The following is a 26,287-nucleotide window of genomic DNA, read 5'->3' as shown; positions in this document are numbered from 1 at the left end:
TTTTTACTGCAAGACCACTCAGTGGGCGTAGGTCAGCAACAGCTCTTTCGGCACTTGGAAATCCAGGGACATCATCACGCTGAGCGCGGTGATGGTGAAGATCGAGAACACGAACAGCTTGCGCGCCCAGACGGTGTCGTCCACCGCCTTGTAGCCGGTCCAGGCCATGTACAACCAGTACATGCCCATGGCGGCGGCGACGGCGAGGTAGCTCATGCCGGCGTAGCCACTGAAGGTCAACATCAAGGTCGCCACGAGGAAGGCCAGGATGTAGAGCAGGATGTGTTTCTTGGCCACCTGAATGCCACGCTTGACCGGCAATACCGGAATCGACGCAGCCAGGTAGTCATTGAAGCGGAAAATCGCGATGGCGTAGGAGTGCGGCATCTGCCACAGGCTGAACATCACCAGCAGCACCAGCGCGGCCATATCGAAGCTATTGGTCACAGCCACATAACCAATCACCGGCGGCATCGCCCCCGACAGACTGCCCACCAGCGTGCCGTGAACCGACTTGCGCTTGAGGTACAGGCTGTAGAGACCGACGTAGATGACAAAGCCAATCACGGCAAACAGCGCCGCCAATGGGTTGGCCACCTTGTACAACAGGGCCACACCGGCAACACCCAGGACGGTCGCGAAGATCAGTGCCAGCTTCAGGGAGATAAGGCCCTGGACCAGCACGCGATTCTTGGTGCGCTCCATCTTGATGTCGATGTCACGGTCGATGCAGTTGTTGAATACGCAACCGGAAGCAACCACCAGGGACGTACCGATCATTGCCGCCAGGAAGATGGCCAGATCGACATGTCCCTTGGAGGCCAGGAAGAAACCGCCCGCCACAGAAAGCACGTTACCGAAAATGATCCCCGGTTTGGTGATTTGGATAAAGTGCTTAAGCGACATCGGGTCTTACCTCACTTCGCCATCATGTAGGTGTGGATGCTGAACATGATCCACAGCGACAGACCAACCAGCAGAACGATCACCAGGCCTGCGAACACAAACGCGATCACGTTCTCGCGCTGCTCTTTGGAGCGGTCCAGGTGCAGGAAGTACACCAGGTGAACCAAAACCTGAATTACCGCGAACGCCAGGACGATCATCAAGGTGATCGACTTCGGCAAGGTTGGGTACATCACCAGGCCGAACGGGATCAGGGTCAGGATGACCGACAGGATGAAGCCGATAGCATAAGACTTTACGCTGCCGTGGCTCGAATCGTGGCTGTCATGGGAGTGTGCGTTAGCCATTACAGAGTCCCCATCAAGTAAACGACGGTGAATACGCAGATCCAGACCACGTCCAGGAAGTGCCAGAACAGGCTCAGGCAGCTCAGGCGAGTCTTGTTGGTGTTGGTCAGGCCGTGCTTGTTGACCTGATAGATCATCACCGCCATCCACAGCAAACCTGCGGTTACGTGCAGACCGTGGGTGCCGACCAGCGTGAAGAACGCCGACAGGAAACCGGAACGGTGCGGGCCGTAGCCTTCGGAGATCAGCAGGTGGAACTCGTTGATCTCCATGCCGATGAAGCCCAGGCCGAACAGGAAAGTCAGGCCCAGCCAGGTCAGCACGCCCTTCTTGTTGCCCTTGTAGAAGGCCAACATGGCGAAGCCGTAGGTGATCGAACTGAACAACAGCAAGGCGGTTTCGCCGAGCACGTAAGGCAGTTCGAAGATGTCGTGGCCCGACGGGCCACCCGCTACGTTGTTTACCAGTACCGCGTACACCGCGAAGATCGACGCAAACAAGATGCAGTCGGTCATCAGGTAGAGCCAGAAACCGTAGACGGTTATTGGCCCCGAGTCGTGGTGATGGTCATCGTGCCCATGGTCATCGACATGGGCGTGTCCAGCATTGGTCACTAAGTTCGACATGGTTTAAGCCTGTTCCAACGAGGTTTCTACACGGTTGGCCGGGATCTTCTTCTCGGCTACCAGGCGAGCGTGCTGCTCGGCTTCGATGCGTTCGATCGTTTCGACCGGCACCATGTAGCCTTGATCATCACGGGCAGCGTGAATGATGAAGTAACCGATAGTGCCCACCAGGCTCGCGATTGCCAGCCACCAGATGTGCCAGATCATCGCGAAACCGAACACGGTCAACAGCGCACCCATCACCACGCCAGTGGCGGTGTTGTTTGGCATGTGGATCGGTTCGTAGTGCTTGGGCTTCTGGTACGCAGTACCGTCTTCCTTGGCTTCGGTGAACGCATCAATGGTGTTCGCAGTAGGGATCACGGCGAAGTTGTAGAACGGTGGTGGCGACGAGGTCGACCATTCCAGGGTGTGGCCGTTCCATGGGTCGCCGGATTCGCACATGTTCTTCTTGCGATCACGCACGCTGACGTACAGCTGGATCAGTTGGCAGGCGATGCCCACAGCGATCATCACCGCACCGAACATGGCAACGTACAAGTACGGTACCCACTCAGGGTTGGTGGTGGCGTTCAGACGACGGGTCATGCCCATGAAGCCCAGTGCATAGAGCGGCATGAACGCGACGAAGAAGCCCGAGATCCAGAACCAGAACGCAGCCTTGCCCCAGCCTTCGTGCAGCTTGAAGCCGAACGCTTTCGGGAAGTAGAAGCTGAAACCAGCGATGTAGCCGAATACCGCACCACCGATGATCACGTTGTGGAAGTGGGCGATCACGAACAGGCTGTTGTGCAGCACGAAGTCAGCACCCGGGATGGCCAGCAGTACGCCGGTCATGCCGCCGATGGCGAAGGTCACCATGAAGCCCAGAGTCCAGAGGACCTGGCTGGTCATGCGCAGACGACCGTGGTAGATGGTGAACAGCCAGTTGAATAGCTTCACCCCCGTCGGGATGGAAATCAGCATCGTCGCCAGGCCGAAGAAGGCGTTGACGCTGGCCCCCGAACCCATGGTGAAGAAGTGGTGCAGCCACACCATGAAGCCCAGTACGGAGATCGCGCCCGATGCGTAGACCATCGAGTGGTGACCGAACAGGCGCTTGCCGGTAAAGGTCGAGATCACTTCGGAGAAGATACCGAACGCTGGCAGGATCAGGATGTACACCTCAGGGTGACCCCATGCCCAGAACAGGTTCACGTACATCATTGGATTGCCACCAAGTTCATTGGTGAAAATGTGGAAATCCAGATAACGGTCAAGCGACAGCAGCGCCATGGTAGCGGCCAGGATCGGGAACGAAGCCACGATCAGCACGTTTGCCCAGGTGCAGGTCCAGGTGAAGATCGGCATGTCCATCAGTTTCATGCCAGGGGCGCGCATTTTCAGGACGGTGGCCAGGAAGTTGACCCCCGTCAATGTCGTCCCGAGCCCTGATAACTGTAGCGCCCAGATGTAGTAGTCCACACCCACGCCCGGACTGTATTGCAGCCCCGACAATGGCGGATACGCAACCCAACCGGTCTTGGCGAATTCGCCGACGCCCAGGGAAACGTTGATCAGCACCACGCCGGACACCAGCAGCCAGAAGCTCAGGGAGTTCAGGAACGGGTAGGCAACGTCACGCGCACCAATCTGCAGCGGCAAGGCAAGGTTCATCAAGCCGGTGAAGAAAGGCATCGCCATGAAGATGATCATGATCACACCGTGGGCGGTGAAGATCTGGTCATAGTGTTCAGGTGGCAGGTAGCCAGGCGAACCCTCGGTGGCCATGGCCAACTGGGTACGCATCATGATGGCGTCGGCAAAACCACGCAGCAGCATGACCATGGCAACGATGACGTACATGACGCCGATTTTCTTGTGGTCGACCGAGGTCAGCCACTCGGTCCACAGGTAGGACCACTTCTTGAAATAGGTGATACCCGCAACCAGCGCCAGACCACCCAGCGCGATCATGGCGATAGTCACCATTACGATCGGCTCGTGGAATGGGACCGCGTCCCAACTTAATTTACCAAACATCGTTTACTCCTCTGCCCCAGCAGTTGAATGCGCGCCCGTATCAGAACCTTCAACCACGGCCACTTCTTTCTTCTCGTGCTTGACCGGCTTGCCTGGCTTCATACCTTCGTACTTGTCGACGATTTTCTGAAACAGGTCCGGCTCATACGCGGAGTACAAGGCGACAGGGTTGTTCTGGCTTGGTTTGGTCAGAGCGTCGTATTCAGCTTGATCAAGCTGTTTAGGTGCGGCCTTGACTGCAGCTACCCAGGCGTCGAAATCTTCCTGGCTTGTCGAGATCGCTTTGAATTTCATGCCGGTGAAGCCAGCGCCGCTGTAGTTGGCGGAGATGCCTTCCATTTCAGCTTTCTGGTTGGCGATCAGGTGCAGGCGGGTCTGCATGCCTGCCATCGCGTAGATCTGACCGCCCAGTGCAGGGATGAAGAACGAGTTCATCACGGCGTCGGAGGTGATCCGGAAGTTAAGCGGGGTGTGCTCCGGGAAGCGGATCTCGTTGACAGTGGCGATACCCAGGTCCGGGTAGATGAACAGCCACTTCCAATCCAGCGCGACCACTTGGATGTTCACAGGCTTGACGTCGGACTCCAGCGGACGGTACGGGTCCAGCGCGTGGGTCGACTTATAGGTGATGTAACCCAGGGCGATGATGATGAGGATCGGAACCAGCCACACCGCGATCTCGATCTTGGTGGAGTGCGACCACTTCGGCGCGTAGGTAGCGCTGGTGTTGGACGCGCGGTATTTCCAGGCGAAGGCGAAGGTCATCACGATCACAGGCACCACAACCAACAGCATCAGCAGGGTAGCGGTGATGATCAGGTTTCGTTCATCCAGACCGACCTGTCCTTTTGGGTCGAGCAAGGTCCACTTGCAGCCTCCCAGCATTAAAAACATGCCAAGCAGCGGCAAAAAGCCTAGTAATCGGGGGTACCTGTTTTTACTCATCTCACGACCTCTAAAGCAGCTTGCGCAATGCAGTTGGGTTTTGATCGCCAACACTTCACCCTGCCAAGGGTTGGCATTTCTCTTCGATTGAATAAGAGCCTGTCCGACACGTCATGACTGTACGTTTCACGGACCTGCAGTGAGTTCTTATTCGATTTCGTGGCTAAAGGCCTTGTTACAGACCAATTCCATTTGGTGCGGATAGTTGAAAGGCTGCCGGAACCTGGGGTCGCATTGAGCCTTCCATCTGCTCCTCGACCGCTCCAATGCTCAAATATTGAACAGCACCGGACATTCAGTGCGGGCGATTGTAGTTAGCTAGCGATGTATAAACCATGTCTTATAAAGAAATAATTTTTATCGATTCCAGCAACAATCCTTCACCAAAGTTGCAAAGATTCGCGATCTTATCGTGTTCGATTCTCAACAAAAACCACAAAAATTGCCGTGTTATTGGGCACAGTGCCACTTCCCTTACGGCTTGTAAGGGCATGCGGATGCCGTCCAAGTCCCCATAAAACAAGGCATTCATAGATGCTGCAAGGGTTCGGCCCGCACACGAATCGGGCCGCCGCGCGAACCACGAACTGACAGCACAATTTGTGCGCTGGGTGCAAATTTAAGGGCTGATTTGGCGGGTCAGAAACGTCCTGCGACAGCCTCCGTGTGACAACATGTCGCACGCTGCGCGCAGCTTCCGTTGCCCCTCGTCACGGTGCTTTCACAAATCCCTACAAACAAAAACGCTCCGACCTTCATTCAGAAGGAACGGAGCGTTTGGCAGGCGCGGCGACTCAGGCTTTGGGGTGACGGTTGCGATAGATGCACAGGGGCACCAGGATCGCCGTCAGCACGAATGCCACCAGCGCCCATTGGGCCAGGGACAGGCCGAGGATCGGCGGGTAGGGAGTGCTGCAAAAGCCGTCGACCTGGAAGCCCAGGGGAAACACCTTGGCCAGGGGCAGGTCGTCGACAATCGGCTGCAACACATCAATGCCGCAACTGACCTGGGGGAAGAACTGGGTATACACATGGTGGCCGGCAGCGGCCACGCCACCCAAGGCGCTGAGCACCACCAACCCTTCGAAGAACGTCAGCGCGCCCTTGGTGCGCATGGCCGCGCCGATGAACGCGAAGAGCGCAATCAGCAGCAAGGCGTAGCGTTGCAGAATGCACAGCGGGCACGGTGCTTCACCCAGCACCACTTGCATATACAGCGCCCCGCCAATCAGCGCCAGGCAGATGATGCCCAGCAACACCAGAAAGCGCCGCTCCCTGCCTAAACGCATGTCGTCAATCATCCCCGTCTTTCCCTTTCTTTGATTATGGTTGTGCCTAATGGCAACAAGTTTACACACAGGCAGTGGTTAAAACAGAGAGGGGTTAACAGCGGATTAATCGGGAGCAATAGAGGGCCAAATGTGGGAGCGGGCTTGCTCGCGAAGGCGGAGCATCAGAGACATATGATTGACTGACACACCGCTTTCGCGAGTAAGCCCGCTCCCACATTTTGGACAGTGTTGTTGCTAGGGGGGATTATTCCAGCGCCGCTGCCGGGCCAAAGAACTCATAGCGCGCCTGCTCCTGCGGCACACCCAGCGCCTTGAGATGACGTTTGATCGCCGCCATGAAGCCCTTGGGCCCCAGGAAGTAGGCATCAATGTCGCGCTGCTCAGGCAGCCAGGCCGCCAATTGCTCCTGGTTGAGCATGCCGACCTTATCTGCCGCCGGGCTGACACCGTCATCTTCGGCATAGCAGTAGAAACGCTTGAGCTGCGGATGCTTGGCAGCCAGTGTGTCCACCCAGTCACGGAATGCATGCACCCCGCCGTTACGGGCGCAATGGATGAAGTGCACCGGGCGCTGGGTCGCCAGGGCGGCTTCGAGCATCGGCAGTGTGGGCGTAATGCCTACCCCGCCGCTGATCAGCACCAGCGGTTTATCACTGGCGGCCAGGGTGAACTCGCCCGACGGCGGGAACAGGTCAATGGTCGCGCCGACGTGCATCTGGTCGTGCAGGTAATTGGAGACCCGCCCACCCGCTTCGCGCTTGACGCTGATGCGGTACAGGCCAGTGTCGGTGAGGGCCGACAGGGAATAGTTGCGACGTACTTCTTCGCCATCGAGCACGAGCTTCAGGCCGATGTACTGGCCGGGTGCCGCAGCCAGGATCGGGCCGTTGTCCACCGGCGCGAAGTAGAAGGAGATGATCTCGTCGCTCTCCTCCACGCGTTTGACCAACAGGAACGGCCGCGCACCCCGCCAGCCGCCGGGCGCCTGGGCTTTTTCGTCGTAGATGGCCGCTTCGGCGCCGATCAAAATGTCCGCCAACTGGCCGTAGGCCGCGCCCCAGGCGCTCATGACCTCGGGGGTGGCAATCTCGCTGCCCAGCACTTCAGAAATAGCCCGCAGCAGGCAGGCCCCAACGATGGGGTAATGCTCCGGCAGAATCTGCAAGGCCACGTGCTTGTTGATGATCTTAGCCACCAAGTCGCCCAGTTGATCCAACTGGTCGATATGCCGCGCGTACATCAGCACGCCATTGGCCAGGGCGCGAGGCTGGTCACCACTGGCCTGGTGGGCCTGGTTGAACAGCGGGCGGACTTCGGGATACTCGGACAGCATCATGCGATAAAAGTGGGTGATCAGTGCTTCGCCGCCGCTTTCCAGCAGGGGCACAGTAGATTTGACGATTGCACGGTCTTGGGCACTAAGCATGGGAGACTCCTGGGTCTTCTTACTGATTGCGTTTAGATAGTCAGTAATCGTGCCAACTTATAAATCCTTTATTTTCAATGGCTTAAATATTATGTAGTCAGTATGACCTCCTACACTTTATAGTCATAAGGACTACAAGGAGTCATTATGACTGCACAACCCCTGCTCACCACCTTGCTGCCACTGGTCGCCGACCTGTCCCGGGACTTGCCCGAAGGCGAGCGCTACCGACGCCTGCTGCAAGCCATGCGCGCCCTGCTGCCCTGCGACGCCGCCGCATTGTTACGCCTGGATGGCGAGTGGTTGGTGCCGTTGGCCGTGGACGGCTTGAGCGCCGATACCTTGGGTCGACGCTTCAAGGTCAGCGAACATCCGCGCTTCGAGATCCTGCTGAGCAGCCCCGGCCCTACCCGCTTCGACAGTGACAGCGAACTGCCCGACCCCTATGACGGCCTGGTCGCCGGCTTGCACGGCCATCTGGAAGTCCACGACTGCATGGGCTGCCCGCTCTTTATCGATGACCAGCCCTGGGGCCTGCTGACCCTGGACGCCCTCGATACCGAGCGCTTTGAACGGGTCGAACTGGACGCCCTGCAAGCCTTCGCCAGCCTCGCCGCGGCCACCGTCAACGTGGCTGAGCGCATCGAGCGCCTGGCGCTGCGGGCCGAAGACGAGCACCAGCGCGCCGAAATCTATCGCCAGGCCAGCGGCCAGCAGCACAAAGAAATGATCGGCCAGAGCAAAGCGCACAAGCGTCTGGTCGAGGAAATCAAGCTGGTCGGCGGCAGCGACCTGACCGTGCTGATTACCGGCGAAACCGGGGTCGGCAAGGAACTGGTGGCCCAGGCGATCCACGCCGCCTCCTCCCGCGCCGACAAACCACTGATCAGCCTCAACTGCGCCGCCCTGCCCGAGACCTTGGTAGAAAGCGAATTGTTCGGGCATGTGCGCGGCGCCTTTACCGGCGCGTTGAACGAGCGCCGGGGCAAGTTCGAACTGGCCAATGGCGGCACCTTGTTCCTGGATGAAGTGGGTGAGTTGTCGTTGAGCGTGCAGGCCAAGTTGCTGCGCGTGCTGCAAAGCGGCCAGTTGCAGCGCCTGGGGTCGGACAAGGAGCACCAGGTGGACGTGCGCCTGATTGCCGCCACCAACCGCGACCTTGCCGAAGAAGTGCGCAATGGCCGCTACCGCGCTGACTTCTACCACCGTTTGAGTGTCTATCCGCTGCAAGTGCCGGCGCTGCGCGAGCGCGGGCGTGATGTGCTGCTATTGGCAGGCTTCTTCCTTGAACAGAACCGTTCGCGCATGGGTCTGGGCAGCCTGCGCCTGACTGGCGACGCCCAGGCGGCACTGCTTGCCTACAACTGGCCCGGCAATGTGCGCGAGCTGGAGCACTTGATCGGACGCAGCGCGTTGAAAGCCCTGGGCAACTGCCGCGAGCGCCCGAAAATTCTCAGCCTGAGCGCCCTGGACCTGGACTTGCCCGCCGTGAGTACGGCGGTGGCCGAACAAGCACCGGCCCAAGCCCTGCCCATGGTCAGCGGCGATCTGCGCCAGGCCACCGAGCATTACCAGCGCCAACTCATCAGCGCCTGCCTGGAACGCCATCAGCACAACTGGGCCAGCGCCGCCCGCGAACTGGGCCTGGACCGCGCCAACCTGGGGCGCATGGCCAAGCGGCTAGGGCTCAAATAAAGCAGGCACCTCAGTCAAATGTGGGAGCTGGCTTGCCTGCGAAAGCGGTGGGTCAGTTAAAGATACATTGACTGGCACACCGCCTTCGCGGGCAATCCAGCTCTCACATTCAGGCTTGGCTAGCCTTCAGGCCCGGCACGCTGGCCCGGGGCTTACGAAACACCAGCACATTCCCCAGCATCACCAGCACCAGTCCAATCAACGCCGGCGCCGTCCACTGGTAACCCTCGGCCACTGCCGAGACGTTCAGCGCCACCACCGGAAACAGCACGGTGCAATACGCCGCTTTCTCCGGGCCCATGCGGCCCACCAGGGTGAGGTAAGCGGTAAAACCAATCACCGAGCCCGGGATTACCAGGTACCACAGCGCGCCGATATACCGCGCACTCCAGTCCATCTCGAAGGGAATACCACGCACTGCGCAATAGGTCGCCAGCATCGCCGCCCCATAGGCCATGCCCCAGGCATTGGTGGTCAGCGGCTTGAGCCCGGCCTTCTGCTGCAGGCTCGATAGCAGGTTGCCCGCCGAGAAGCACAGGGTGCCCAGCAGCGCCAAGCCCAGGCCCAACAAGGTTTGCGGGCTGGCGGTATGCCCAACCAGCTCCGGCCAGAATAAAAAGCCCAGCCCCAGCAGCCCAAGGGCCCCGCCCATCAGCACGTTACGCGCCACCCGCTGGCCGAAAAACACCCGGGCATTGAGGGCGTTCCACAAGGTCGCCGTGGAGAACACCACCGCCACCAGGCCACTGGGGATCCATTGGCTGGCGGTGAGAAAGCACATGAAGTTGACGCAGAACAGGCACAGCCCCTGCGCCAGGCAGATCAGGTGCCCGCGCCGATTCATCACCTGCAACTTGCGGCTGAGCAGCAACAGCACGAACAGCACCAGGGCGGCCAAGCCGAAGCGATAGACAATCGACACCGCAATCGCCACCACGCCCAACTGCCATTTGAGGGCGATCCAAGTGGTGCCCCAGATGAGCACCGTGAGTAGATACAGGAAAAGATTCATAACCGGCTCCGTCGATTGAGCCACAGTGTGGCCTTCAACCCCTTGCAGGCTCTTGCACATTCTTGCGCTTTTGTCGGGCGATGGGCTCACAGCGCCAGCCGTGGAGCGTAGGATGCAGGGTGTCGGAGAACACACCATGCCAGAGCTGCAATCGCTGCACGTCTTTCAATCTCTCAACCGCTCGCCCCACGCACGCCTGCAAGCCTGCGCCGAGCTCGGTGACGGGTTGGCCGCGGCCGTGTGGAGCAACCACCATGACGCCCAGGATTACCAGGCCCCCAGCCATCACACCTTGTCCTGCTACATCGACGGTGGCACGGGCACCTTTCGGCGTGACCAGCCTGGCGTCAAGGGCGGCCCCGACAAACTGTGCATCCTGCCGGCCGAGCATCAGTCGGCCTGGGTGATCAATGGCGATATTCGCCTGGCCCACCTGTATTTCAGCCCGGAACAATTTGCCCTCGGCTGCGTCACCCTGCTGGACCGTGAGCCACGGCAGCTGCACTTGCGTGAGGGCACCTTCCTTGAAGACCCATTCCAGGCCCGGCGTTTTCACCAGTTGGTCAGCCTCAACTGGCACGAGCCCGGCGAGCGCCTGCTGACCAGCAGCCTGGCCCACGAACTGCTCAGCCATACCTTGCTCAGCCAGGTCAGCGCCCGCGAAGGCCTGCGCTTGAAAGGCGGGTTGGCCGCGCACCAACGGCGGCGGTTGGTGGAGTACATCGACCAACATATGGAAGACGCCATCAGCCTCGGCCAGTTGGCCGCCATGTGCGCCCTGTCCGAATACCATTTCGCCCGAATGTTCCGCCAAAGCTTTGGTGTGCCGCCCCATCAATACCTGCTGGCACGGCGTCTGGCGCGAGCGAAAAACCTGCTGCGCAGCAGCGCGTTACCGATCAATGAGCTGGCTATGCTGTGCGGTTTTTCCAGCGCCAGCCATTTCAACCAGCGCTTTCGCCACGCCATGGGCGCCACGCCGAGCCAATACCGCCAGGCATTCTGCGCCTAGACCATCAAGCCCAACGTCTTCGCCTTGGCCACCGCCTGGGTGCGTCGCTCTACCCCAAGTTTGCTGTGGATACGCCGCGCATGCGTCTTGACGGTGTGCAGGGAGATATACAGGCGATCAGCGATTTCCAGGTTGGAGTTGCCGAGCGCGATCAGTTGCAGCACCTCCAGCTCACGCTGGCTCAGCGGGTTCTGCGCCGCCCCGGCAGGCGCGGCCTGGGGCTCCAGGCCCAGCTCACTCAAAAGTCCCGGGGCGCGTAAACGCAACTCGCGGACCGCCTGCTGCACCTGGCAACGCTCTGCCAGCGCCAAGCCAGCTTGCAGCGACCGGCGCGCCAACGCCGGGTCGCCGAGTTGCCAGGTCACTTCACCCAGCACCAGGTGCAATTCGGTTTCCAGGCAGAGCATGCCGCGTTGCCGTGAGGTGTCGAGCAAGGCATTGAGCCGCGCGATGGGTTGCTCGGCACAGCCCAGCTTGACCTCGGCCAGCACCAGCAAATATTCAAGGCGCGGGATCAGTTCCAAGGTGGCCGGCGGTGCCTGCTTGGCGCAAGGCCCGCGAAAGTGGCGCAATACCCGGCGCACGGCTTGCACCGTCAATTCGGCGCGACCTTGCTGCAACCAGAAGTGCCCACTGACCAAGAGCAGTACCGCGCGGTACACCGTGTCGGGTACCTGACGCTGCTGCATCAGGCGCTCGGCGTCGCGCAATTGGATGAAGGCCTGGGCGTAGTCGCCACGATTGGCCGCCAATAGCGCCAGGCCCAGAAAGCCGTACAACACGCGCTTGTCCTGGCTCTGCAGGCACATGCTCAAGCCGGCCTCGAAACATTCGGCTGCCAGGCCGTCCTGGCCCTGACGCAAGGCCAGATGCCCGCGCCGCAGGACAATACGCCCCACCAACGGCCCGGCGGTGAGGCGCTGCCCGGCCAACATCGCTTGCACCGTTTCCAACAAGCTTTGCGCCCGGTACGGCGCGCCACGCTGCTCCAGCAATTGGGCGTGGTCCAACTCCAGCAGGGCCTCCAATACCAACGAACCGTGGGCCCGGGCCAGGCACAGCGCTTCACGGTTCAAGCGTTGGGCGGCCTCCAACTCACCGCGTAGCAAGGCTTGCTGGGTCAGGCCCGACAGGCACATCAGGCGCGATGTCCAGGCGCTGTCGGGCAACGCTTGCAGGGCTTCGAGAAAGTGCTCGCGGGAGCGTTCGGCGTCGCCGCTCAAATGCAGCAACCAGCCCCACTGCGCCTGCCAGCGCGCCAGCAGATAGCGCTGCGCGGCGGCCGTCGGTTGCGGGGCAAACCGGGCCAGTTGGTCGATGCACAAGGCCGCCTGTTCGAAGCGCCCGGCAAACAACAACGCGGCCGTGAGCAGTCCCACCAGTTGCGCCGACCCCAACATCAATTCATCGCCCTGCTGTTCCTGCAGGCGCAACAACAGCACGGCATTCTGCTGGCGAAACAAATCCTCGAAACTGAAGTGCTGCAACAGGCTCACCGCCACTTCATATTCCTGCGCCAGCAACGCTTGCTCGAAAGCGGCTTGCCAGTCGCGCTCGGCGCTGAACCATTGGCAGGCGCGGCGATGCCACGAGCGCTTGGCCGACCAGGGCTCGTCGCGCAGCAGTCGCGCCAACGGTGGAAACACGTGCAGCCAGTCGCTGGTAGTGTCCCAGGGCTGGATAAACGCCCCGAGCGCCTGCAGCTCGCGCAGGTACTGATCGCCGTCACCCTGACCGAACAAGTGCTCGCACAGGCTCAGGTTAAAGCGCGGCAGATGAGCCAGTACACGCCAGGCTTCGGCCAGTGGCGCGGGCAAGGTGCTGAAGAGTTCGTGTTGCAGGTAATCCAGCAAGGTCTTGTCGGGGTGGTTATCGCCCAGCGCGGCGAGGCGCACACCAGCACACCAACCGCCGCTGAACTGCAGCACCCTGTCAACGTTCTGCCCTGGGGCGAGCAGCGCCTGGACCTCCGCAGCGTTGAATGACAACTCACTGCACTCCAGCCATTCATCCTCCAGCAAAAGGCGCGGCCAGTTGCACACCGGGCGCCGCCGCGCACCCAGCCACCACGTCAGTTGCGCACTGCTGGCGCTGAGCAGACGATCAAGCAACGCGTCCAGCTCGGGGGCCGGCAGGCGGCAGAAATCATCCAGAAACAGCCAAGTGCGGCTCGGCCAGCGACTGAGGTCGAGCAATAAGGTGGCTTCATCGACAAACACCAGGCCCAGCTGTTGCGCCAGCCGTGTGCACAACTCCAACGGGCTGAGCGTGAGGCCATGGAGCGGCATCCAATAAACCAGGCACCCCGCCGGCGCCTGTAACGCACACTCGGCGAGCAACGCGCTCTTGCCACTGCCAACGGGCGCGCACAGCAACTTCACACGCGCCTGCGCCGCGAGCAAAGGCCCGGACAAGCGCGGACGCAACAGGTGGTGGGCGGCCAGCCGCGGCATGCATCCAGGACGGTCCAGGCAGCGGGTCATGGCGGTCATTGCTGCATCCTGCTGTTTTTATTGTTGCGTCACCCTAGACCTGTGGTTGGCGGTTGTTGAAGAAGTATTCAGCGGGGTGATTGAAGACCATAAAAACCAAGGTATACGCCCTTCAGTGTGGGAGCTGGCTTGCCTGCGATGGCCATAGGTATCTACACAACTTCGGCGCGACGCTGGACCTGTGGCGAGGGAGCTTGCTCCCGTGATGGACTGACAGCCGACGCTGCTCTAGCTGACGCACCACGATCCAAATGTGGGAGCTGGCTTGTCGGGTCGCCGCATCGCTGCGAAGACGGCCTGAAAGTCAACACAGTTGGACCGTGTACATATCCATTCCTGCGGTAACGGCCACCTAGGGTTCCGCTTTTACAGCGGGTCACTTTTGGAAAAGAGCCCGGAATGCCGGCCCAGCCAAAAGTAACCAAAAAGGCTCTTGCCCCACCACTCGGCACCTCGCCTAGGCTCGGTGTGCCCGTAATCCGCCAGTGATTTGGGGGGCCGCCGCCACGCGCCATCCATGGCGCGGGGCGGCTAAACCGGCATCCCTGCCGGTTTACCCCCCAAATCCCTGTCGAATTCCGGCCAGCGTGGTTTAACGGGGCGCCTAAGATCAAAAGCAGATCAAGAGCGGCTCGCTTCGCATCGTGGTTACCGGCGGCTGCGGCGAACTGCACAGTTGTGTAGATATCTATGCTGCGATGGCGGTGCAACAGCACTCGATGAGCGGCCTGGCCCACCGCTATCGCAGGCAAGCCAGCTCCCACATTTTCAACCTCACTTCGAGCCGGAATCAGCGCACGCCCTCCGACCTCAGTGCTGCCGGGGTGTAGTCCGCCGCCTTGGCCGCGAAGCCGAACACGAAGCTGCTTTTCTCTTCGTTCTTCATGCCCAGCGCGATGTAGCGCCCGGCAATCAGGTCGTACAGGGTTTCTACGGTGTAGGCCGGCACTTGGTGGTCGTAGTAGAACTGCGCATGGCCTTCGGCAACTCGCCACAGTTGGCCGCGGCCGTCGTAGTGGTCCACCAGCGCGACTTGCCAGCTGTCTTCGTCGATGAACATGTGGCGCTTGGCATAGATGTGCCGCTCGCTGGGCTTGACGGTGCCGACCACTTCCCACACGCGGTGCAGTTCGTAACGGGTCAGGTCCTGGTTGATATGCCCGGCCTTGATGATGTCGTCGTACTTGAGGCTTGGCGAATCGAGCTTGTAGCTGTTGTAGGGAATGTACATCTCCTTCTTGCCCACCAGTTTCCAGTCATAACGGTCGGGCGCGCCGGAGAACATGTCGAAGTTGTCGGTGGTGCGCAGGCCGTCGGAGGCGGTGCCCGGGCCGTCGTAGGACACCTGCGGTGCGCGCCGCACACGGCGCTGGCCGGCGTTGTAGATCCAGGCCAGGCGCGGTTCCTTCACCTGGTCGAGGGTTTCATGCACCAGCAGCACATTGCCTGCCAGCCGCGCCGGGGCGGTGACCGACTGCTTGAAATAGCTGAGCACGTTGGCGGCCTTGGCCGGGTCGATATCCGGGATGGCCTGGGGCACCGCCACTTCTTCTTCGAAGCGGATCGGCGTGTAGCTGCCATTGGTCTGCGGCGTGGCCTGGGTGATGATGCGCCGCAGGTTGCCGCCGTGGTAACGGGTGATGTGATTCCACAGCACCTCCACGCCATTCTTGGGGATAGGGAACGCGTAGTAACGGTTGCCGGTGAAGTTCTCCAGGCCGTTGCCATCGTTGATCGCCTTCACATTCAAGGCGCTGCGCTTGATCGACTCGTAAATGTCCGCCGGCAAGTTGACCGTGCGGTGGCTGGGATACACCGGGATCTTGTAGGTCTCGGGGTAGCGCTTGAACATCGCCACCTGGCCGTCGGAGAGCTTGTCCTTGTACTTGTCCACCGTGGCGGCGGTGATCACGAACAGCGGTTTTTCGTTGGCGAAGGGGTCAGCCAGGAAGCCCTTGCTGTCCACCGCGCCGGCGTTTTTCGGAATACCACCGGTCCAGGCCGGGATCGAACCATCGGCGTTGCCGGCTTTTTCAGCGCCGACCGGGGTCAGGCTGGTGCCGAGCTTAGCGGCTTCGTCGGGCGATACCGCCGCCATTACGTTGGCGGCCAATACACTCAGGGCCAACACTGCAATCATCTTACGCATAGGGTCTTGTCCTTCTTTTAAGCCAGATCAGAAGTTCACGCCGAAGCTGAGGGCGAGGAAGTCGCGGTCGGTCAGGGTGTTGTAGTCACCGCCAAAAAAGTCGGTGTAGCTCAGGCTTGCGGTGTAGGTGCTGCGATAGTCCGCATCCACGCCGACGCTGATGGCCTTGGCGCCTTTGTTGAACAAGCCGTTGGGGCCGTAGCCCGCGACGTCATGGGACCAGGACAGGTTGGGCTTGAGGTTCACACCGGCAATTGCGTTGTTGTAGTCAAGGATCGCGCGCGCCCGGTAGCCCCACGAGGTGGAAGTGACAAAACCGTCGGTGTCACCTTGGAAACCGTAGGCGCCGTACACCGAGTCTCGGCCGTAGCGCAGTTTGGTTTTGTCTTCCAGGCCCGCGACGTGCACCACCGCCGCTTCGCCCACCAGGGTCAAGCGCTCGGCGCCCAGTACCTGGTCGAAGAACTGGGTCATGGTGCTCTGGATCTGGGTGATTTCCTTGCGGCGGTAGCCTTTGTTGTCATCGCCAAAATTGCTGCGGATGGGTGAGGCGAGTTGACCCGCGATGGGATTGACCAAGGCCAGGGTCAGGTCAGTGGTGTTGAGCTGCACCGGCGCATTAGGCCGATAGCTGATCTCGCCGGTCCACGCCGTGCCTGTGGGCAAGGTAGTGGAGAAACTGGCGCCGAACAGACGGATGTCTTCCGGGTAATCCAAGTAGTACTGGCCACGGCCAAGCAGGGTGCTTTGCGCCAAGCCGGCGCCAGAGCCAGGCGCCAGGGCGTTGGCGGTGTTGATAATGCGCCCGATAGTCGCCAGGTTGGTATTGGCGGTCAGGGTGCCGACGGTTGGCGTGCGGCTGTGGTAGTTCATGAAGTACAGGCCGTACTCAGTGTCATCGCCCAGCCAGCGCAGGGCCGCGCCGAACTGGCCGGAGTCGCGCGCATCGCGGTCACCGGCACGCCGCACAATCACGCCTTCATTGGTCACGCCAAACCCTTGGCCAAAGGCAGCCGCCACCGGTTGCAGCGGTCGAATCGCCGGGCTGCCGACCGTGTAGTTATTGGTGCAGCCGTCCGCCGCCACGTCCCCACCGAAGAAGGTGCCGCAGTTGTCCAGCACCGTCTGGTCCCATTCCAGTTGGTAGAAACCTTCAACAGTCAGTTGATTGGTCAGACTCTGGGAGGCAAACAGCATGTTCACCGGGATCAAGCCTTCCTTGATCTCGGCACCGGGCCTGCGGAACGCCGAGACGTCGATCGGGTTGATGCTGTTGATGGAATTACCGATGAAGGTACTTTCGCCCCAACTGACCACCTGCTTGCCGGCGCGCACGGTGCCGGGCAGGTCGCCCAGGGAGTAGTTGTGGTAGACGAAGGCATCGAGGATCTGCGCACCGCTGGACTTGGCGCCTTCCTTACGGTTGTGGTCGCTGATGGGCTTGAACTCGCGGCCTTCGTCCTTGAGCTCGAAGTCGTACCAATACTTGCCACGCACGAATACGCCGGTGTCGCCGTACTTCAACTCAAGGTCGTGCAGCCCCTTGAAGATCTTGGAGAAGGTCTCGCCCTTCTTGAAGTTGAGGCGCCCGTCATCCCCGGTGGACGCCTGGCCCGTCCCGCCATTGACCGTGCCGACCAGGCTTTTATCGGCATCGCGCATGCCCCAACTGGCGCCGACGGACAGCGAGGAGTCGAATTGCCCTTCGATCTCGCCGATATTGAACGAAACAGCCTGCGCCTGGGCACAGCAGCCCAGCGCAACCGCAGTGGCCAGCGCCTGTGGCGTGAAGATGGCGCGCATTATTGTTTTTGTCATGCGTCTTCCCCGGTGAGTGACAGAAGGCCCCACCCTACTGCCGCCCTTGAGGAGCGATAAGCGCACCAAGGAGGTATTCGTGTTGTCGCTCGAAAGGATGAAGGGGTTCGATGGCAGGGCGCTCGGCCGGGGCCATGCATGGGATGGATGAAGGCTTATCAGAGGAATCGATGGCGACGGGCAATTATTGTCGATTTGGTAACAGTCCTTGTCCCGAACTGCTATTACTCATTCTGTTACAACCGATTATTCTTACTTGGCTTTCAGGGCAAACGCCCGCTCCCGCATCGGGGAGAAAAGCCAATTTATAACGGATTGATCCAGTAATCAGTCTGTTCCCGGTGTTCACTGACGTTGATTTGTCGCTCCTTGATCCAACGTCTTACTTCGGCCGCTGCCTATGCAGCGGCCTTTTTTATGCCCGAAACAAAACGGGGCGTCATCGACGCCCCGTGGGATTCATTGATTTACCGGCAATGATCAGAGGCTGAACTTCTGCAAATTAGCCATCATTTCCTTCAACGCCTCGATATTGTCCTTGGGGTGCGCAGCCCCTTCGAAATCGCAGATTTGCTGCCAGTGCGCGGCCACATCCTGCGGCGAAAAACCGGCCTCGGGATCAAAACCCACGCCCAGGCTGCGCTCCCAACGGGTCTTGCCGATCCAGCCGCCACCCACTTCAAACAAGCCGGCAGTTTCTTCACAAGCTTCACTGCCCAGGTACACCACCAACGGGCTGACCAGTTCCGGCTTGAGGCGCTCGAACACCTGCGGCGGAATCAGCCCTTCGGTCATGCGCGTGCCGCCGGTGGGGGCAATCGCGTTGACCAGAATGTTGTTCTTGCGCCCTTCCAGCGCCAGGGTGCGGGTCAAGCCATACAGGCCCAACTTGGCCATGCCGTAGTTGGACTGGCCGAAGTTGCCGTAAATACCTGACGTCGACGCCGTGAAGATCACCCGGCCATAACCCTGCTCGCGCAAATGCGGCCAGGCGGCGCGGGTGACTTTGTAGGCGCCTTCGACATGCACCCGGTAAACCAGGTCCCAGTCGCTGTCGTCCATTTTGTGGAAGGTCTTGTCGCGCAGGATGCCGGCGTTGTTGACCACCACGTCGACCCGGCCGAAAACGTCCAGGGCGTTCTGTACGATCTTGTCGCCGTCGGTGACGGAGTCATGGTTGGCTTCGGCAATACCGCCCGCCGCGCGGATCTGCGCCACCACCCGGTCGGCCGCCGAGGCGTTGGCGCCCTCGCCTTGGGTTGAGCCACCCAGGTCGTTAACCAGCACTTTGGCCCCGTGCCTGGCGAACAGCAGCGCATGGGCCTGGCCCAAGCCACCACCGGCGCCGGTGACGATCACGACCTTATCCTGAAACTGCACTGACTCACTCATACCGAACTCCGCTGGCGGCAATGGGAATAGGCAGAGTGTCACGCACGTAGCCTTTGGTCACAATAAAGACGGCCAGGGCTGAATGGTGCTTGATAAGGCAGCAGGATGATGCGCAGGCTCAGGAATAGGCCGCGCGCGATGAAGGCTGGCTGATGCGCTCACGAAACGCCTGGTAATGCTTGAGCACTTGGACCGGCGCCTCGATCTGCGGGTAGTGGCCGATATTGGCCAGTCTTATCGTGTCGGGCTCGGGCACCAGTTGGCGATAGCGCTCGACCATATGGGCACCGGAAATCGGGTCGACCTCACCGTCGATCACCCGCAACGGCACTTCGCCTCGCTGCATGGCCGCCAGCCAGCGCTCGCGCAGACGACGACGCTGGGGAATGTAGGCGATGAGTTTGTGCAGGATACGCGGGCCGTCGTTGCAACTGATCAAACTCCAGAAATCATCCAGCACGCTTTCACTGGGTCGCGTCTGGGGGCCGAAGATCTGGTTGAAACTGCTGGCCAAGGCATTGCGCCCAAAGGCCCGACCGATCATCCAGCCCAACGGGCTGAGCAGTAGCTTTTGCACCAACGCCGGCCGATGGGTTTCCGGAAACAGCCCGCCGTTTAGAAATACGCAGCTCGCCATCTGGAACCGCCCCTCGTAATGCCGGGCCAATAACTCCTGGGCGACGCTGTCGCCATAGTCATGAGCCAACACATGCACCGGCCGCTCTACCCGCAGGTGCTCAAGCAGCGCCTGTTGCAGATCGGCCTGTTCCAACAGGCAATAGTCGTGGTTCAAGGGTTTGGCCGAGTCGCCAAAGCCGAGCATGTCGCAAGCGATCACCAGGTTACGCTGGGCCAGGGGCTGCCACAGGTAGTGCCAGTCCCAACTGGCCGTGGGGAACCCATGAATCAGCAGCAACGGCTCGCCCTGCCCGGCCACCCAATACCGCACGGTGTGGTCACGAAAGACGAAGTCCTGGCCGCGCTTGCGCCAGGCTCTGAGCGGTATCTCGGCGAGTGGCATCAGCTTTTATACCCGGGGTCCTGGTGGTCCAATTTGCGTAGCAGCGCCGGCCAGGCCAGCGCACCACCCATACCTTGGGCGCTTTTTGTGACAGCTGCCACCATCGCCTTGGCACCGGCGAGAATCTGCGGCTCGATGGCGATCAACTCGGTGCCGCCGCTCTGGGCCAGCACCTGGATCTCGCAGGCGCGCTGGAAGGTGAACATCATCAGGAAGGTATCGGCGATGGTGCCGGCGCAGGTCAGCAGGCCGTGGTTGTGCAGCATCAGGAAATTGTTCTGGCCCAGATCCGCTTGCAGCCGGGCCTTTTCCTCGTGATTGAGCGCCACGCCCTCATAGGCGTGATAGCCGAGGCTAGACAGTACAAACAGCGATTGCTGGCTGATGGGCAACACACCCTGCTTTTGCGCACACACCGCCACGCCCGCAGCAGTGTGGGTGTGCAGCACGCAGGTCACGTCGTGGCGCACTTCGTGGATGGCGCTGTGGATGGTGTAGCCCGCAGGGTTGATCTCGTAGGGGCTGTCCATTTGCTTATTGCCGGCCTGGTCAACCTTGACCAGGCTCGACGCGGTGATCTCATGGAACATCAGCCCATAGGGGTTGATCAGAAAATCTTCAGTGCCCGGCACCTTGGCCGAAATATGCGTGAAGATCAGGTCATCCCAGCCGTGCATGGCCACCAGGCGATAACAGGCCGCGAGGTCCACGCGCGTTTGCCATTCGGCGGGGCTGACCTGGGCTTTGACATTCTGTGGCGATGGAGCAGGGGCTAGGCTCATGGCAATGACCTCCTTGGCGCACTTCTTATGGTGTCTAAAGTGAGAGCCAGTCTAGTCAGACGCCCAGGTGCAAGGAGTTTCCTTGGCAGCCAGCTTGATGACTGAGCGAGTCAGTCAAGAGAATAGTACAAATACGTGTCAAACAAGCGCCGTCAATAACGGCGCTCCCTGGGGTTCAACCGCGCAGCGCGGTGATCAAATCGGCCAGCCAAGGCTCGGCGTCAGCTTCCGGGGTGACGCTCTCGCTGGCGTCCAGGCGCAGCATCGGCTGCACTTCGCGGATGCCCAGTTCGCCGAACAATTCGCGCATTTGTTCACCGCCGCCACAGAAGGTATCGCCGTAGCTGGCGTCGCCCAGGCCGATGACCGCTCCCGGCAGGCCGCGCCAGGCGGCGGGCAGTTGGTCGCGGAGGGTTGAGTACAGAGGTTGCAGATTGTCGGGCAGCTCGCCCATGCCGGTGGTCGAGGTCACTGCCAGGAATGCATCGGGAGCAAAGGCCTGCACGTCTGCAAGCGTGGCACGCGCGTTGTGCCAGGCGTTGAAACCTGCGTCCTTGAGGATTTCTTCCGCGTGGCGAGCGACTTCTTCAGCCGTACCGTAGACCGAGCCGGAGAGGATGGCGACTTTCATCAATCTGATCCTGTAGTTGAGTGAAAGCGTGGGATATTAGCAGCCTGTGCCAATATTTCAGTGCGCGCCGTGCAACATTCCAGACTTGCCATAAACTGGCAAGGTCAAAACCAGGCCAGGGACCGCTCAATGATTAACGCCAAACTGCTGCAAATGGTCGTCAATGCGTCCAATGACGGGATCGTCGTTGCCGAACGCGAAGGCAAAGACAAACCGCTGATCTACGTCAACCCGGCCTTCGAACGGCTGACCGGCTATACCCTCGACGAGATCCTCTATCAGGACTGCCGCTTTCTGCAGTCGGGCGACCGCGACCAACCGGCCTTGATCGCCATTCGTGACGCGCTCGACAACGGCGGCGCCTGCCGGGAGATCCTGCGCAACTTTCGCAAGGACGGCACGCCTTTCTGGAACGAGCTATCGCTTTCGACCGTGTACAACGAGGTCGACAAGCAAACCTATTTCGTCGGCGTGCAAAAAGACGTCACCACCCAAGTCAAGGCACAGCAGCGCGTCGCCCAACTGGAAGCCCAGTTAGCCGAGCTCAAAAGTGAGATCGCCGCACTCAAGGCGACGAGTGGAATTAACAAACTGTAAAAAACGCGGTCTTTAGAGCGATAATGGCTTTTTAATGCCTCAGCCTTGAGCTAGATCAATGCAACGCGACACGCTATTGACGCAGGACGAGCTGGATTTTATCCAGGACATGCAGCACAACCCGCAGCTCAACCTGCGGGATGCATGGTCGAGCCTGACGGTTAATGGCGGGGCGCAGATTCGCGATTTGCTCACGCGGCTGGCCGCCCACGACCAGGTCACCATCCAGGCGCAGTTCGACAACCAGCAACTCACCTTCCCGTTGCATCTGGTGGAAGATGAGTTTCATGCTGTGCATTTGCGCCTGGGCGTACCGAGTATTTTTGAAGATGGGCCGATGATCCGCCCATGGCGCCTGGCGCTTGAAACGCCGGTGGCGCTGGAAAACATCAAGGGCTACCCCAGCGCGCTGTGGGTGCACGAAGTGTCATTCAAAGGGGTGCTGGTAGAAGTGCGTGGCCGGGTCAAACCGCCAAAGACGTTTTCCCTGTGGTTCAGCCCTTCCGGCTACGAACGCATCGCCCTGCGCGGTACGCTGGAGCGGGAAACCGCCCGCGGCCTGTTCGCCTATCGCCTGAGCCAAAGCGATGCCGATGAGATCGAACGGCTACGCCAGTTCATCCTGCACCAGCACCGCCTGGTGCATCCTCACGTTCACGCCTGAGACTCGGGATCCAGATGGCCGCTGAGCAGTTGCTGCAAGCGGCGCGGCATCAAGCGTCCGTCATTGCCCAAGCAACCAATCGACGAATCCGCCAGGCTGTGTTCTGCCAGCTCTGACGCCTCTCCAGCCAGCAACAATGGGCAATCGAGGGTGAAGGCCAGGCGTTTAAGCCGCGACGCCAGCTCTGCGCCAGGGGCGTGGTTGGAAAACAGCACCAGGGCTTGCGGCCGAGTGCGCTCGCAGATCAGCGTCAACTCATCCAGTGGCTGGCCAACGCCCAGGACCTTGACCGCCAGTTTATCGCTCGACATCAACAAGCCCGCCACCAGCAACTCCAGCTCACGGCACTCTCCGGCAATGGCTGAGAGCAATACCCGGGGCGCTGGCGAGGCACAGGCCATTTGCAGGCACCGTGCGACGCGCGAGCGCAGGAAATTGTCGAAGAACAGCCACTCGCTGGCTTGGCCAAAGCGGCCTTGGTGACGTAACAACTGCTGCCACAGCGGGACCAAAATGTCCTGGAACACCACGGTCGTCGAATAGACGCTGAAGATCTGGCCGTACAACCGGTCGAGCTCACGATCATCAAAAGCACTGATGGCCTGCCGCAGTTGCGCCTGCCATTGGCGCCACTCCAGTTCGGTATCGCTGCGAGACGCGGTAGCCGGCTCGTTGGGCTGTGGGGCGCGCGCCAAAAGCTTGCCGACTTTGCTCACCGCCACGCCCCGCTCGATCCAGTCGAGGATGCGGTGCACGGTTTCGATATCGGTGCTTGAGTAAAGCCTGTGCCCACTTTCGGTGCGCACAGGCTGGATCAAACCGTAGCGACGCTCCCACGCACGCAACGTCACCGGGTTTACGCCTGTGAGTCTTGCCACTTCACGAATCGGAAACAGCCCATCGCAGTCAGTGTGGCTGTCGGGTGTTGTTTCGCGAAAAGGCGCAGTGATTTCGGGCATCAGCGGTCAAGAAACTTATATGAATTTGAATACCATTTAACGCCGATTGATCTGCATGATTCAAGATCTGCGGCGATCCATCCGAAGTTTCTGGCGTATTTGGGCAAAACCGGAATAATCCTTGCCTGTTCTTTTGCGTCGCTGCACCACCCCGCAGCTTCGTCCGTGCGCCGCCTACCCGGCTCGGCGCACTTGCTGATTTGGAGATATACGATGTCTACCTCACCCGTCACCTTGATGGTTGCGCGCCGCGTGGCCAAAGGTCGCTACGAAGAATTGATGGCCTGGCTGCGCGAAGGCGAGCAATTGGCGACTGACTTCCCCGGTTACCTGGGTTCCGGCGTGCTGGCCCCGCCACCTCATGATGATGAGTTCCAGATCATCTTTCGCTTTGCCGATGAAAAGACCCTGCACGCATGGGAGTTCTCCGCTTCGCGCAGCGCGTGGCTGAGCCGTGGCAGCGAGCTGTTTGCCGACCCGTCGGAGCACCGTGTCAGCGGTATCGATGGCTGGTTTGGTGCCGTGGGTGCACGCCCGCCACGCTGGAAACAGGCGGTGGCCATCTGGTTGGCTTTTTTCCCGGTATCGTTGCTGTTCAACTTCGGCCTGGGGCCGCTGCTCAGCGAGTTGGACCTGTTCAGCCGCGTACTGGTGAGCACCGCAGCCCTGACCCCGTTGATGGTTTATCTCTTTATCCCGCTGTCGACCCACCTGCTGGCGAACTGGCTGCACCCTTCGCCCCCGCGCAAAGTCACTGAAGCCGCCGCTTGAGTACAGGGAGGCCGGGGCGCTGGTATAGTTTGAGCCTGCCAGCGACTTGAGCCTCCCATGAATGCAACCAACGCTCCGATCCTGATCACCGGTGCCGGCCAGCGTGTCGGCCTGCATTGTGCCGAGCGCCTGTTGGATGAAGGCCAATCGGTGATATTCAGCTACCGCAGCGAACGTCCCGGCGTGCAGGCACTGCGTGAACGGGGTGCCATCGGTGTGTTTGCCGACTTCTCCAGCGAAGCCGGAGTGCTGGCTTTCATTGCCGCAGTGAAAAACCATACTCAAAGCCTGCGAGCAATCATCCACAACGCTTCAGCCTGGGTCGCCGAAACCCCGAGCGACGAAAGCCGTGCCTTTATCGACATGTTCAGCGTGCACATGCTTGCGCCGTACCTGATCAACCTGCATTGTTCACCTTTGCTGCAACGCTCGACACCTGCCGATATCGTGCATATCAGCGATGACGTGGTGCGCAAGGGCAGCCGGCAGCACATCGCCTATTGCGCCACCAAGGCCGGCCTCGACAGCCTCACGCTATCGTTTGCCGCGCAGTTCGCGCCGCGGATCAAGGTCAACGGTATCGCCCCGGCGATGGTGATGTTCAACGAAAGCGACGACGCGGCCTATCGCGCCAAGGTCCTGGCCAAGTCGGCCCTGGGCATCGAGCCCGGGCCTGAGGTGATCTACCAGAGCGTGCGTTACCTGCTGGACAACCCCTATGTCACTGGTACCACCCTGACCGTCAACGGCGGGCGGCATATCAAGTAAGCCGTTTGCGAGGATGTTGTATGACCTTATCCCTGCCCCACCACTACCGCGAGATCCTCAAGGGCCTGGGCGAAGACCCGCAGCGCGAGGGCCTGCTCGACACGCCCAAGCGTGCCGCCAAGGCCATGCAGTACCTGTGTCACGGCTATGAGCAGAACCTGGAAGAAATCGTCAACGGCGCACTGTTTGCGTCCGACAATGACGAGATGGTGATCCTCAAGGACATCGAGTTGTACTCGTTGTGCGAGCATCACCTGCTGCCCTTTATCGGCAAGGCCCATGTGGCCTATATTCCGACCGGCAAGGTGCTGGGCCTGTCAAAACTGGCGCGCATTGTCGACATGTTCGCCCGGCGCCTGCAGATCCAGGAAAACCTCACGCGGCAAATCGCCGACGCCATCCAGGACGTGACCCAGGCCGCTGGCGTGGCGGTGGTGATCGAAGCCAAGCACATGTGCATGATGATGCGCGGCGTAGAGAAACAGAATTCAACCATGAACACCTCGGTGATGCTCGGCGCCTTTCGCGAGTCGAACACCACCCGCATGGAGTTCCTGCAACTGATTGGACGGAGCAAGTAGCAATGCCACAACTTCAACCAGGCATGGCGCGTATCCGGGTCAAGGACCTGTGCCTGCGCACCTTTATCGGCATCAACGAGGACGAGATCCTCAACAAGCAGGATGTGCTGATCAACCTGACCATCCTGTATGCCGCCCAGGAGGCCGTGCGTGACAACGATATCGACCACGCCCTGAACTACCGCACCATCACCAAGGCCATCATCGCTCATGTCGAAGGCAACCGCTTTGCCCTGCTGGAGCGCCTGACCCAGGAACTGCTGGACCTGGTGATGAGCAACGAATCGGTGCTGTACGCCGAAGTCGAAGTGGACAAGCCCCACGCGCTGCGCTTTGCCGAGTCGGTTTCGATCACTCTGGCCGCCAGCCGCTGATATTA

At 60.4% G+C, this 26,287-nt stretch carries 24 protein-coding genes; 8 read left to right on the top strand and 16 right to left on the bottom strand.

Translation table 11 applies throughout. From position 1 onward, the window contains the following. Window positions 1–18 precede the first annotated feature (18 nt). The 7 genes from cyoE to hmpA form a co-directional block, all read right to left on the bottom strand. A complete protein-coding gene (gene cyoE, locus ODQ19_RS16605; RefSeq protein WP_019817484.1) occupies window positions 19–906 on the bottom strand; it encodes a heme o synthase in 888 nt (295 codons plus the stop codon). Window positions 907–917: 11 nt separating this feature from the next. Then, window positions 918–1,253, bottom strand: a complete 336-nt coding sequence (gene cyoD / locus ODQ19_RS16600; protein ID WP_003194051.1) for a cytochrome o ubiquinol oxidase subunit IV — start codon at window positions 1,251–1,253, stop codon at window positions 918–920. Continuing rightward, entirely contained in the window at window positions 1,253–1,879 is a 627-nt protein-coding gene (locus tag ODQ19_RS16595) for a cytochrome o ubiquinol oxidase subunit III (RefSeq protein WP_034133624.1), read from the bottom strand. The genes cyoD and ODQ19_RS16595 overlap by 1 nt, the downstream gene beginning before the upstream one ends. 3 nt (window positions 1,880–1,882) lie before the next feature. Then, entirely contained in the window at window positions 1,883–3,901 is a 2,019-nt protein-coding gene (cyoB, locus tag ODQ19_RS16590) for a cytochrome o ubiquinol oxidase subunit I (RefSeq protein ID WP_005791254.1), read from the bottom strand. 3 nt (window positions 3,902–3,904) lie between these two features. Further along, entirely contained in the window at window positions 3,905–4,846 is a 942-nt protein-coding gene (cyoA, locus tag ODQ19_RS16585) for a ubiquinol oxidase subunit II (protein WP_116666309.1), read from the bottom strand. A 794-nt stretch (window positions 4,847–5,640) separates the two neighbouring features. Beyond that, window positions 5,641–6,147, bottom strand: coding sequence for a disulfide bond formation protein B (locus tag ODQ19_RS16580; protein ID WP_003194055.1), 507 nt, complete (start codon window positions 6,145–6,147; stop codon window positions 5,641–5,643). 235 nt (window positions 6,148–6,382) lie between these two features. Further along, window positions 6,383–7,564 carry an NO-inducible flavohemoprotein gene (gene hmpA, locus ODQ19_RS16575; RefSeq protein ID WP_330210656.1) on the bottom strand — a complete coding sequence of 394 codons (1,182 nt, stop codon included), beginning with the start codon at window positions 7,562–7,564 and terminating at the stop codon, window positions 6,383–6,385. Between the two features lie 147 nt (window positions 7,565–7,711). Between hmpA and norR the strand changes: the two genes are divergently transcribed. Next, the gene (gene norR / locus ODQ19_RS16570) at window positions 7,712–9,259 is read left to right on the top strand and encodes a nitric oxide reductase transcriptional regulator NorR (RefSeq protein ID WP_330210655.1); all 1,548 of its coding nucleotides are present in this window, start codon (window positions 7,712–7,714) and stop codon (window positions 9,257–9,259) included. 109 nt (window positions 9,260–9,368) lie between these two features. Here norR and ODQ19_RS16565 read toward each other — a convergent pair whose 3' ends face one another. Beyond that, entirely contained in the window at window positions 9,369–10,271 is a 903-nt protein-coding gene (locus tag ODQ19_RS16565; RefSeq protein WP_330210654.1) for a DMT family transporter, read from the bottom strand. A 136-nt stretch (window positions 10,272–10,407) separates the two neighbouring features. Here ODQ19_RS16565 and ODQ19_RS16560 point away from each other — a divergent pair, with 136 nt between their 5' ends. Continuing rightward, window positions 10,408–11,283, top strand: a complete 876-nt coding sequence (locus tag ODQ19_RS16560) for an AraC family transcriptional regulator (RefSeq protein ID WP_330210653.1) — start codon at window positions 10,408–10,410, stop codon at window positions 11,281–11,283. On the opposite strand, the gene ODQ19_RS16555 is transcribed toward ODQ19_RS16560, so the two are convergent. The 7 genes from ODQ19_RS16555 to ODQ19_RS16525 all read right to left on the bottom strand — a co-directional run bounded on the left by ODQ19_RS16555 (window position 11,280) and on the right by ODQ19_RS16525 (window position 21,568). After that, complete coding sequence (locus ODQ19_RS16555; protein WP_330210652.1) at window positions 11,280–13,775, bottom strand: LuxR C-terminal-related transcriptional regulator; 2,496 nt, start codon at window positions 13,773–13,775, stop codon at window positions 11,280–11,282. The genes ODQ19_RS16560 and ODQ19_RS16555 overlap by 4 nt on opposite strands. Window positions 13,776–14,565: 790 nt before the next feature. Continuing rightward, on the bottom strand, window positions 14,566–15,924 hold the full coding sequence (locus ODQ19_RS16550) for a DUF1329 domain-containing protein (protein ID WP_330210651.1): 1,359 nt from the start codon (window positions 15,922–15,924) through the stop codon (window positions 14,566–14,568). A 27-nt stretch (window positions 15,925–15,951) separates the two neighbouring features. Next, the gene (locus ODQ19_RS16545) at window positions 15,952–17,742 is read right to left on the bottom strand and encodes a DUF1302 domain-containing protein (protein WP_330210650.1); all 1,791 of its coding nucleotides are present in this window, start codon (window positions 17,740–17,742) and stop codon (window positions 15,952–15,954) included. Between the two features lie 480 nt (window positions 17,743–18,222). Further along, a complete protein-coding gene (locus ODQ19_RS16540; RefSeq protein WP_330210649.1) occupies window positions 18,223–19,134 on the bottom strand; it encodes an SDR family oxidoreductase in 912 nt (303 codons plus the stop codon). 118 nt (window positions 19,135–19,252) lie between these two features. Further along, window positions 19,253–20,155, bottom strand: a complete 903-nt coding sequence (locus tag ODQ19_RS16535) for an alpha/beta fold hydrolase (protein WP_330210648.1) — start codon at window positions 20,153–20,155, stop codon at window positions 19,253–19,255. Next, window positions 20,155–20,937: a class II aldolase/adducin family protein gene (locus ODQ19_RS16530; RefSeq protein ID WP_330210647.1), complete on the bottom strand. Its 783-nt coding sequence runs from the start codon at window positions 20,935–20,937 to the stop codon at window positions 20,155–20,157. The genes ODQ19_RS16535 and ODQ19_RS16530 overlap by 1 nt, the downstream gene beginning before the upstream one ends. 175 nt (window positions 20,938–21,112) lie before the next feature. Beyond that, complete coding sequence (locus ODQ19_RS16525) at window positions 21,113–21,568, bottom strand: flavodoxin (protein WP_330210646.1); 456 nt, start codon at window positions 21,566–21,568, stop codon at window positions 21,113–21,115. Window positions 21,569–21,697: 129 nt separating this feature from the next. Here ODQ19_RS16525 and ODQ19_RS16520 point away from each other — a divergent pair, with 129 nt between their 5' ends. Beyond that, window positions 21,698–22,165: a PAS domain-containing protein gene (locus ODQ19_RS16520; RefSeq protein WP_116666703.1), complete on the top strand. Its 468-nt coding sequence runs from the start codon at window positions 21,698–21,700 to the stop codon at window positions 22,163–22,165. A gap of 58 nt (window positions 22,166–22,223) precedes the next feature. Next, entirely contained in the window at window positions 22,224–22,829 is a 606-nt protein-coding gene (locus ODQ19_RS16515) for a hypothetical protein (RefSeq protein WP_032895350.1), read from the top strand. Here ODQ19_RS16515 and ODQ19_RS16510 read toward each other — a convergent pair. After that, window positions 22,820–23,788: a MerR family transcriptional regulator gene (locus ODQ19_RS16510; RefSeq protein WP_330210645.1), complete on the bottom strand. Its 969-nt coding sequence runs from the start codon at window positions 23,786–23,788 to the stop codon at window positions 22,820–22,822. The two genes, ODQ19_RS16515 and ODQ19_RS16510, sit on opposite strands and share 10 nt — an antisense overlap. A 213-nt stretch (window positions 23,789–24,001) precedes the next feature. Between ODQ19_RS16510 and ODQ19_RS16505 the strand changes: the two genes are divergently transcribed. The 4 genes from ODQ19_RS16505 to folX are packed head-to-tail and all read left to right on the top strand — an operon-like array spanning window position 24,002 to window position 26,282. After that, complete coding sequence (locus ODQ19_RS16505; protein ID WP_032895348.1) at window positions 24,002–24,559, top strand: antibiotic biosynthesis monooxygenase; 558 nt, start codon at window positions 24,002–24,004, stop codon at window positions 24,557–24,559. 57 nt (window positions 24,560–24,616) lie between these two features. Further along, the gene (gene folM, locus ODQ19_RS16500; RefSeq protein ID WP_330210644.1) at window positions 24,617–25,327 is read left to right on the top strand and encodes a dihydromonapterin reductase; all 711 of its coding nucleotides are present in this window, start codon (window positions 24,617–24,619) and stop codon (window positions 25,325–25,327) included. A 20-nt stretch (window positions 25,328–25,347) separates the two neighbouring features. After that, window positions 25,348–25,908 carry a GTP cyclohydrolase I FolE gene (gene folE, locus ODQ19_RS16495; RefSeq protein ID WP_003194072.1) on the top strand — a complete coding sequence of 187 codons (561 nt, stop codon included), beginning with the start codon at window positions 25,348–25,350 and terminating at the stop codon, window positions 25,906–25,908. Between the two features lie 2 nt (window positions 25,909–25,910). Next, the gene (gene folX, locus ODQ19_RS16490) at window positions 25,911–26,282 is read left to right on the top strand and encodes a dihydroneopterin triphosphate 2'-epimerase (protein WP_003194073.1); all 372 of its coding nucleotides are present in this window, start codon (window positions 25,911–25,913) and stop codon (window positions 26,280–26,282) included. Window positions 26,283–26,287 lie beyond the last annotated feature (5 nt).

The organism is Pseudomonas sp. AM4(2022) (assembly GCF_036346515.1).
In the GTDB taxonomy this organism is placed as follows: Bacteria; Pseudomonadota; Gammaproteobacteria; order Pseudomonadales; family Pseudomonadaceae; genus Aquipseudomonas; species Aquipseudomonas paracarnis.
This window is presented reverse-complemented; position numbering and strand designations above follow the sequence as displayed.

Excerpts from the sequence above, each read along its gene's own strand:
- cyoB (WP_005791254.1), bottom strand. The coding sequence starts at position 3,901 with ATGTTTGGTAAATTAAGTTGGGACGCGGTCCCATTCCACGAGCCGATC.
- ODQ19_RS16560 (WP_330210653.1), top strand. The coding sequence starts at position 10,408 with ATGCCAGAGCTGCAATCGCTGCACGTCTTTCAATCTCTCAACCGCTCG.
- ODQ19_RS16520 (WP_116666703.1), top strand. The coding sequence starts at position 21,698 with ATGATTAACGCCAAACTGCTGCAAATGGTCGTCAATGCGTCCAATGAC.
- ODQ19_RS16555 (WP_330210652.1), bottom strand. The coding sequence starts at position 13,775 with ATGACCGCCATGACCCGCTGCCTGGACCGTCCTGGATGCATGCCGCGG.
- folM (WP_330210644.1), top strand. The coding sequence starts at position 24,617 with ATGAATGCAACCAACGCTCCGATCCTGATCACCGGTGCCGGCCAGCGT.
- folE (WP_003194072.1), top strand. The coding sequence starts at position 25,348 with ATGACCTTATCCCTGCCCCACCACTACCGCGAGATCCTCAAGGGCCTG.
- ODQ19_RS16530 (WP_330210647.1), bottom strand. The coding sequence starts at position 20,937 with ATGAGCCTAGCCCCTGCTCCATCGCCACAGAATGTCAAAGCCCAGGTC.
- hmpA (WP_330210656.1), bottom strand. The coding sequence starts at position 7,564 with ATGCTTAGTGCCCAAGACCGTGCAATCGTCAAATCTACTGTGCCCCTG.
- ODQ19_RS16550 (WP_330210651.1), bottom strand. The coding sequence starts at position 15,924 with ATGCGTAAGATGATTGCAGTGTTGGCCCTGAGTGTATTGGCCGCCAAC.
- cyoE (WP_019817484.1), bottom strand. The coding sequence starts at position 906 with ATGTCGCTTAAGCACTTTATCCAAATCACCAAACCGGGGATCATTTTC.
- ODQ19_RS16540 (WP_330210649.1), bottom strand. The coding sequence starts at position 19,134 with ATGAGTGAGTCAGTGCAGTTTCAGGATAAGGTCGTGATCGTCACCGGC.
- cyoD (WP_003194051.1), bottom strand. The coding sequence starts at position 1,253 with ATGGCTAACGCACACTCCCATGACAGCCACGATTCGAGCCACGGCAGC.
- ODQ19_RS16545 (WP_330210650.1), bottom strand. The coding sequence starts at position 17,742 with ATGACAAAAACAATAATGCGCGCCATCTTCACGCCACAGGCGCTGGCC.
- ODQ19_RS16525 (WP_330210646.1), bottom strand. The coding sequence starts at position 21,568 with ATGAAAGTCGCCATCCTCTCCGGCTCGGTCTACGGTACGGCTGAAGAA.
- ODQ19_RS16595 (WP_034133624.1), bottom strand. The coding sequence starts at position 1,879 with ATGTCGAACTTAGTGACCAATGCTGGACACGCCCATGTCGATGACCAT.
- cyoA (WP_116666309.1), bottom strand. The coding sequence starts at position 4,846 with ATGAGTAAAAACAGGTACCCCCGATTACTAGGCTTTTTGCCGCTGCTT.
- ODQ19_RS16510 (WP_330210645.1), bottom strand. The coding sequence starts at position 23,788 with ATGCCCGAAATCACTGCGCCTTTTCGCGAAACAACACCCGACAGCCAC.
- ODQ19_RS16505 (WP_032895348.1), top strand. The coding sequence starts at position 24,002 with ATGTCTACCTCACCCGTCACCTTGATGGTTGCGCGCCGCGTGGCCAAA.
- ODQ19_RS16580 (WP_003194055.1), bottom strand. The coding sequence starts at position 6,147 with ATGATTGACGACATGCGTTTAGGCAGGGAGCGGCGCTTTCTGGTGTTG.
- ODQ19_RS16535 (WP_330210648.1), bottom strand. The coding sequence starts at position 20,155 with ATGCCACTCGCCGAGATACCGCTCAGAGCCTGGCGCAAGCGCGGCCAG.
- ODQ19_RS16565 (WP_330210654.1), bottom strand. The coding sequence starts at position 10,271 with ATGAATCTTTTCCTGTATCTACTCACGGTGCTCATCTGGGGCACCACT.
- norR (WP_330210655.1), top strand. The coding sequence starts at position 7,712 with ATGACTGCACAACCCCTGCTCACCACCTTGCTGCCACTGGTCGCCGAC.
- ODQ19_RS16515 (WP_032895350.1), top strand. The coding sequence starts at position 22,224 with ATGCAACGCGACACGCTATTGACGCAGGACGAGCTGGATTTTATCCAG.
- folX (WP_003194073.1), top strand. The coding sequence starts at position 25,911 with ATGCCACAACTTCAACCAGGCATGGCGCGTATCCGGGTCAAGGACCTG.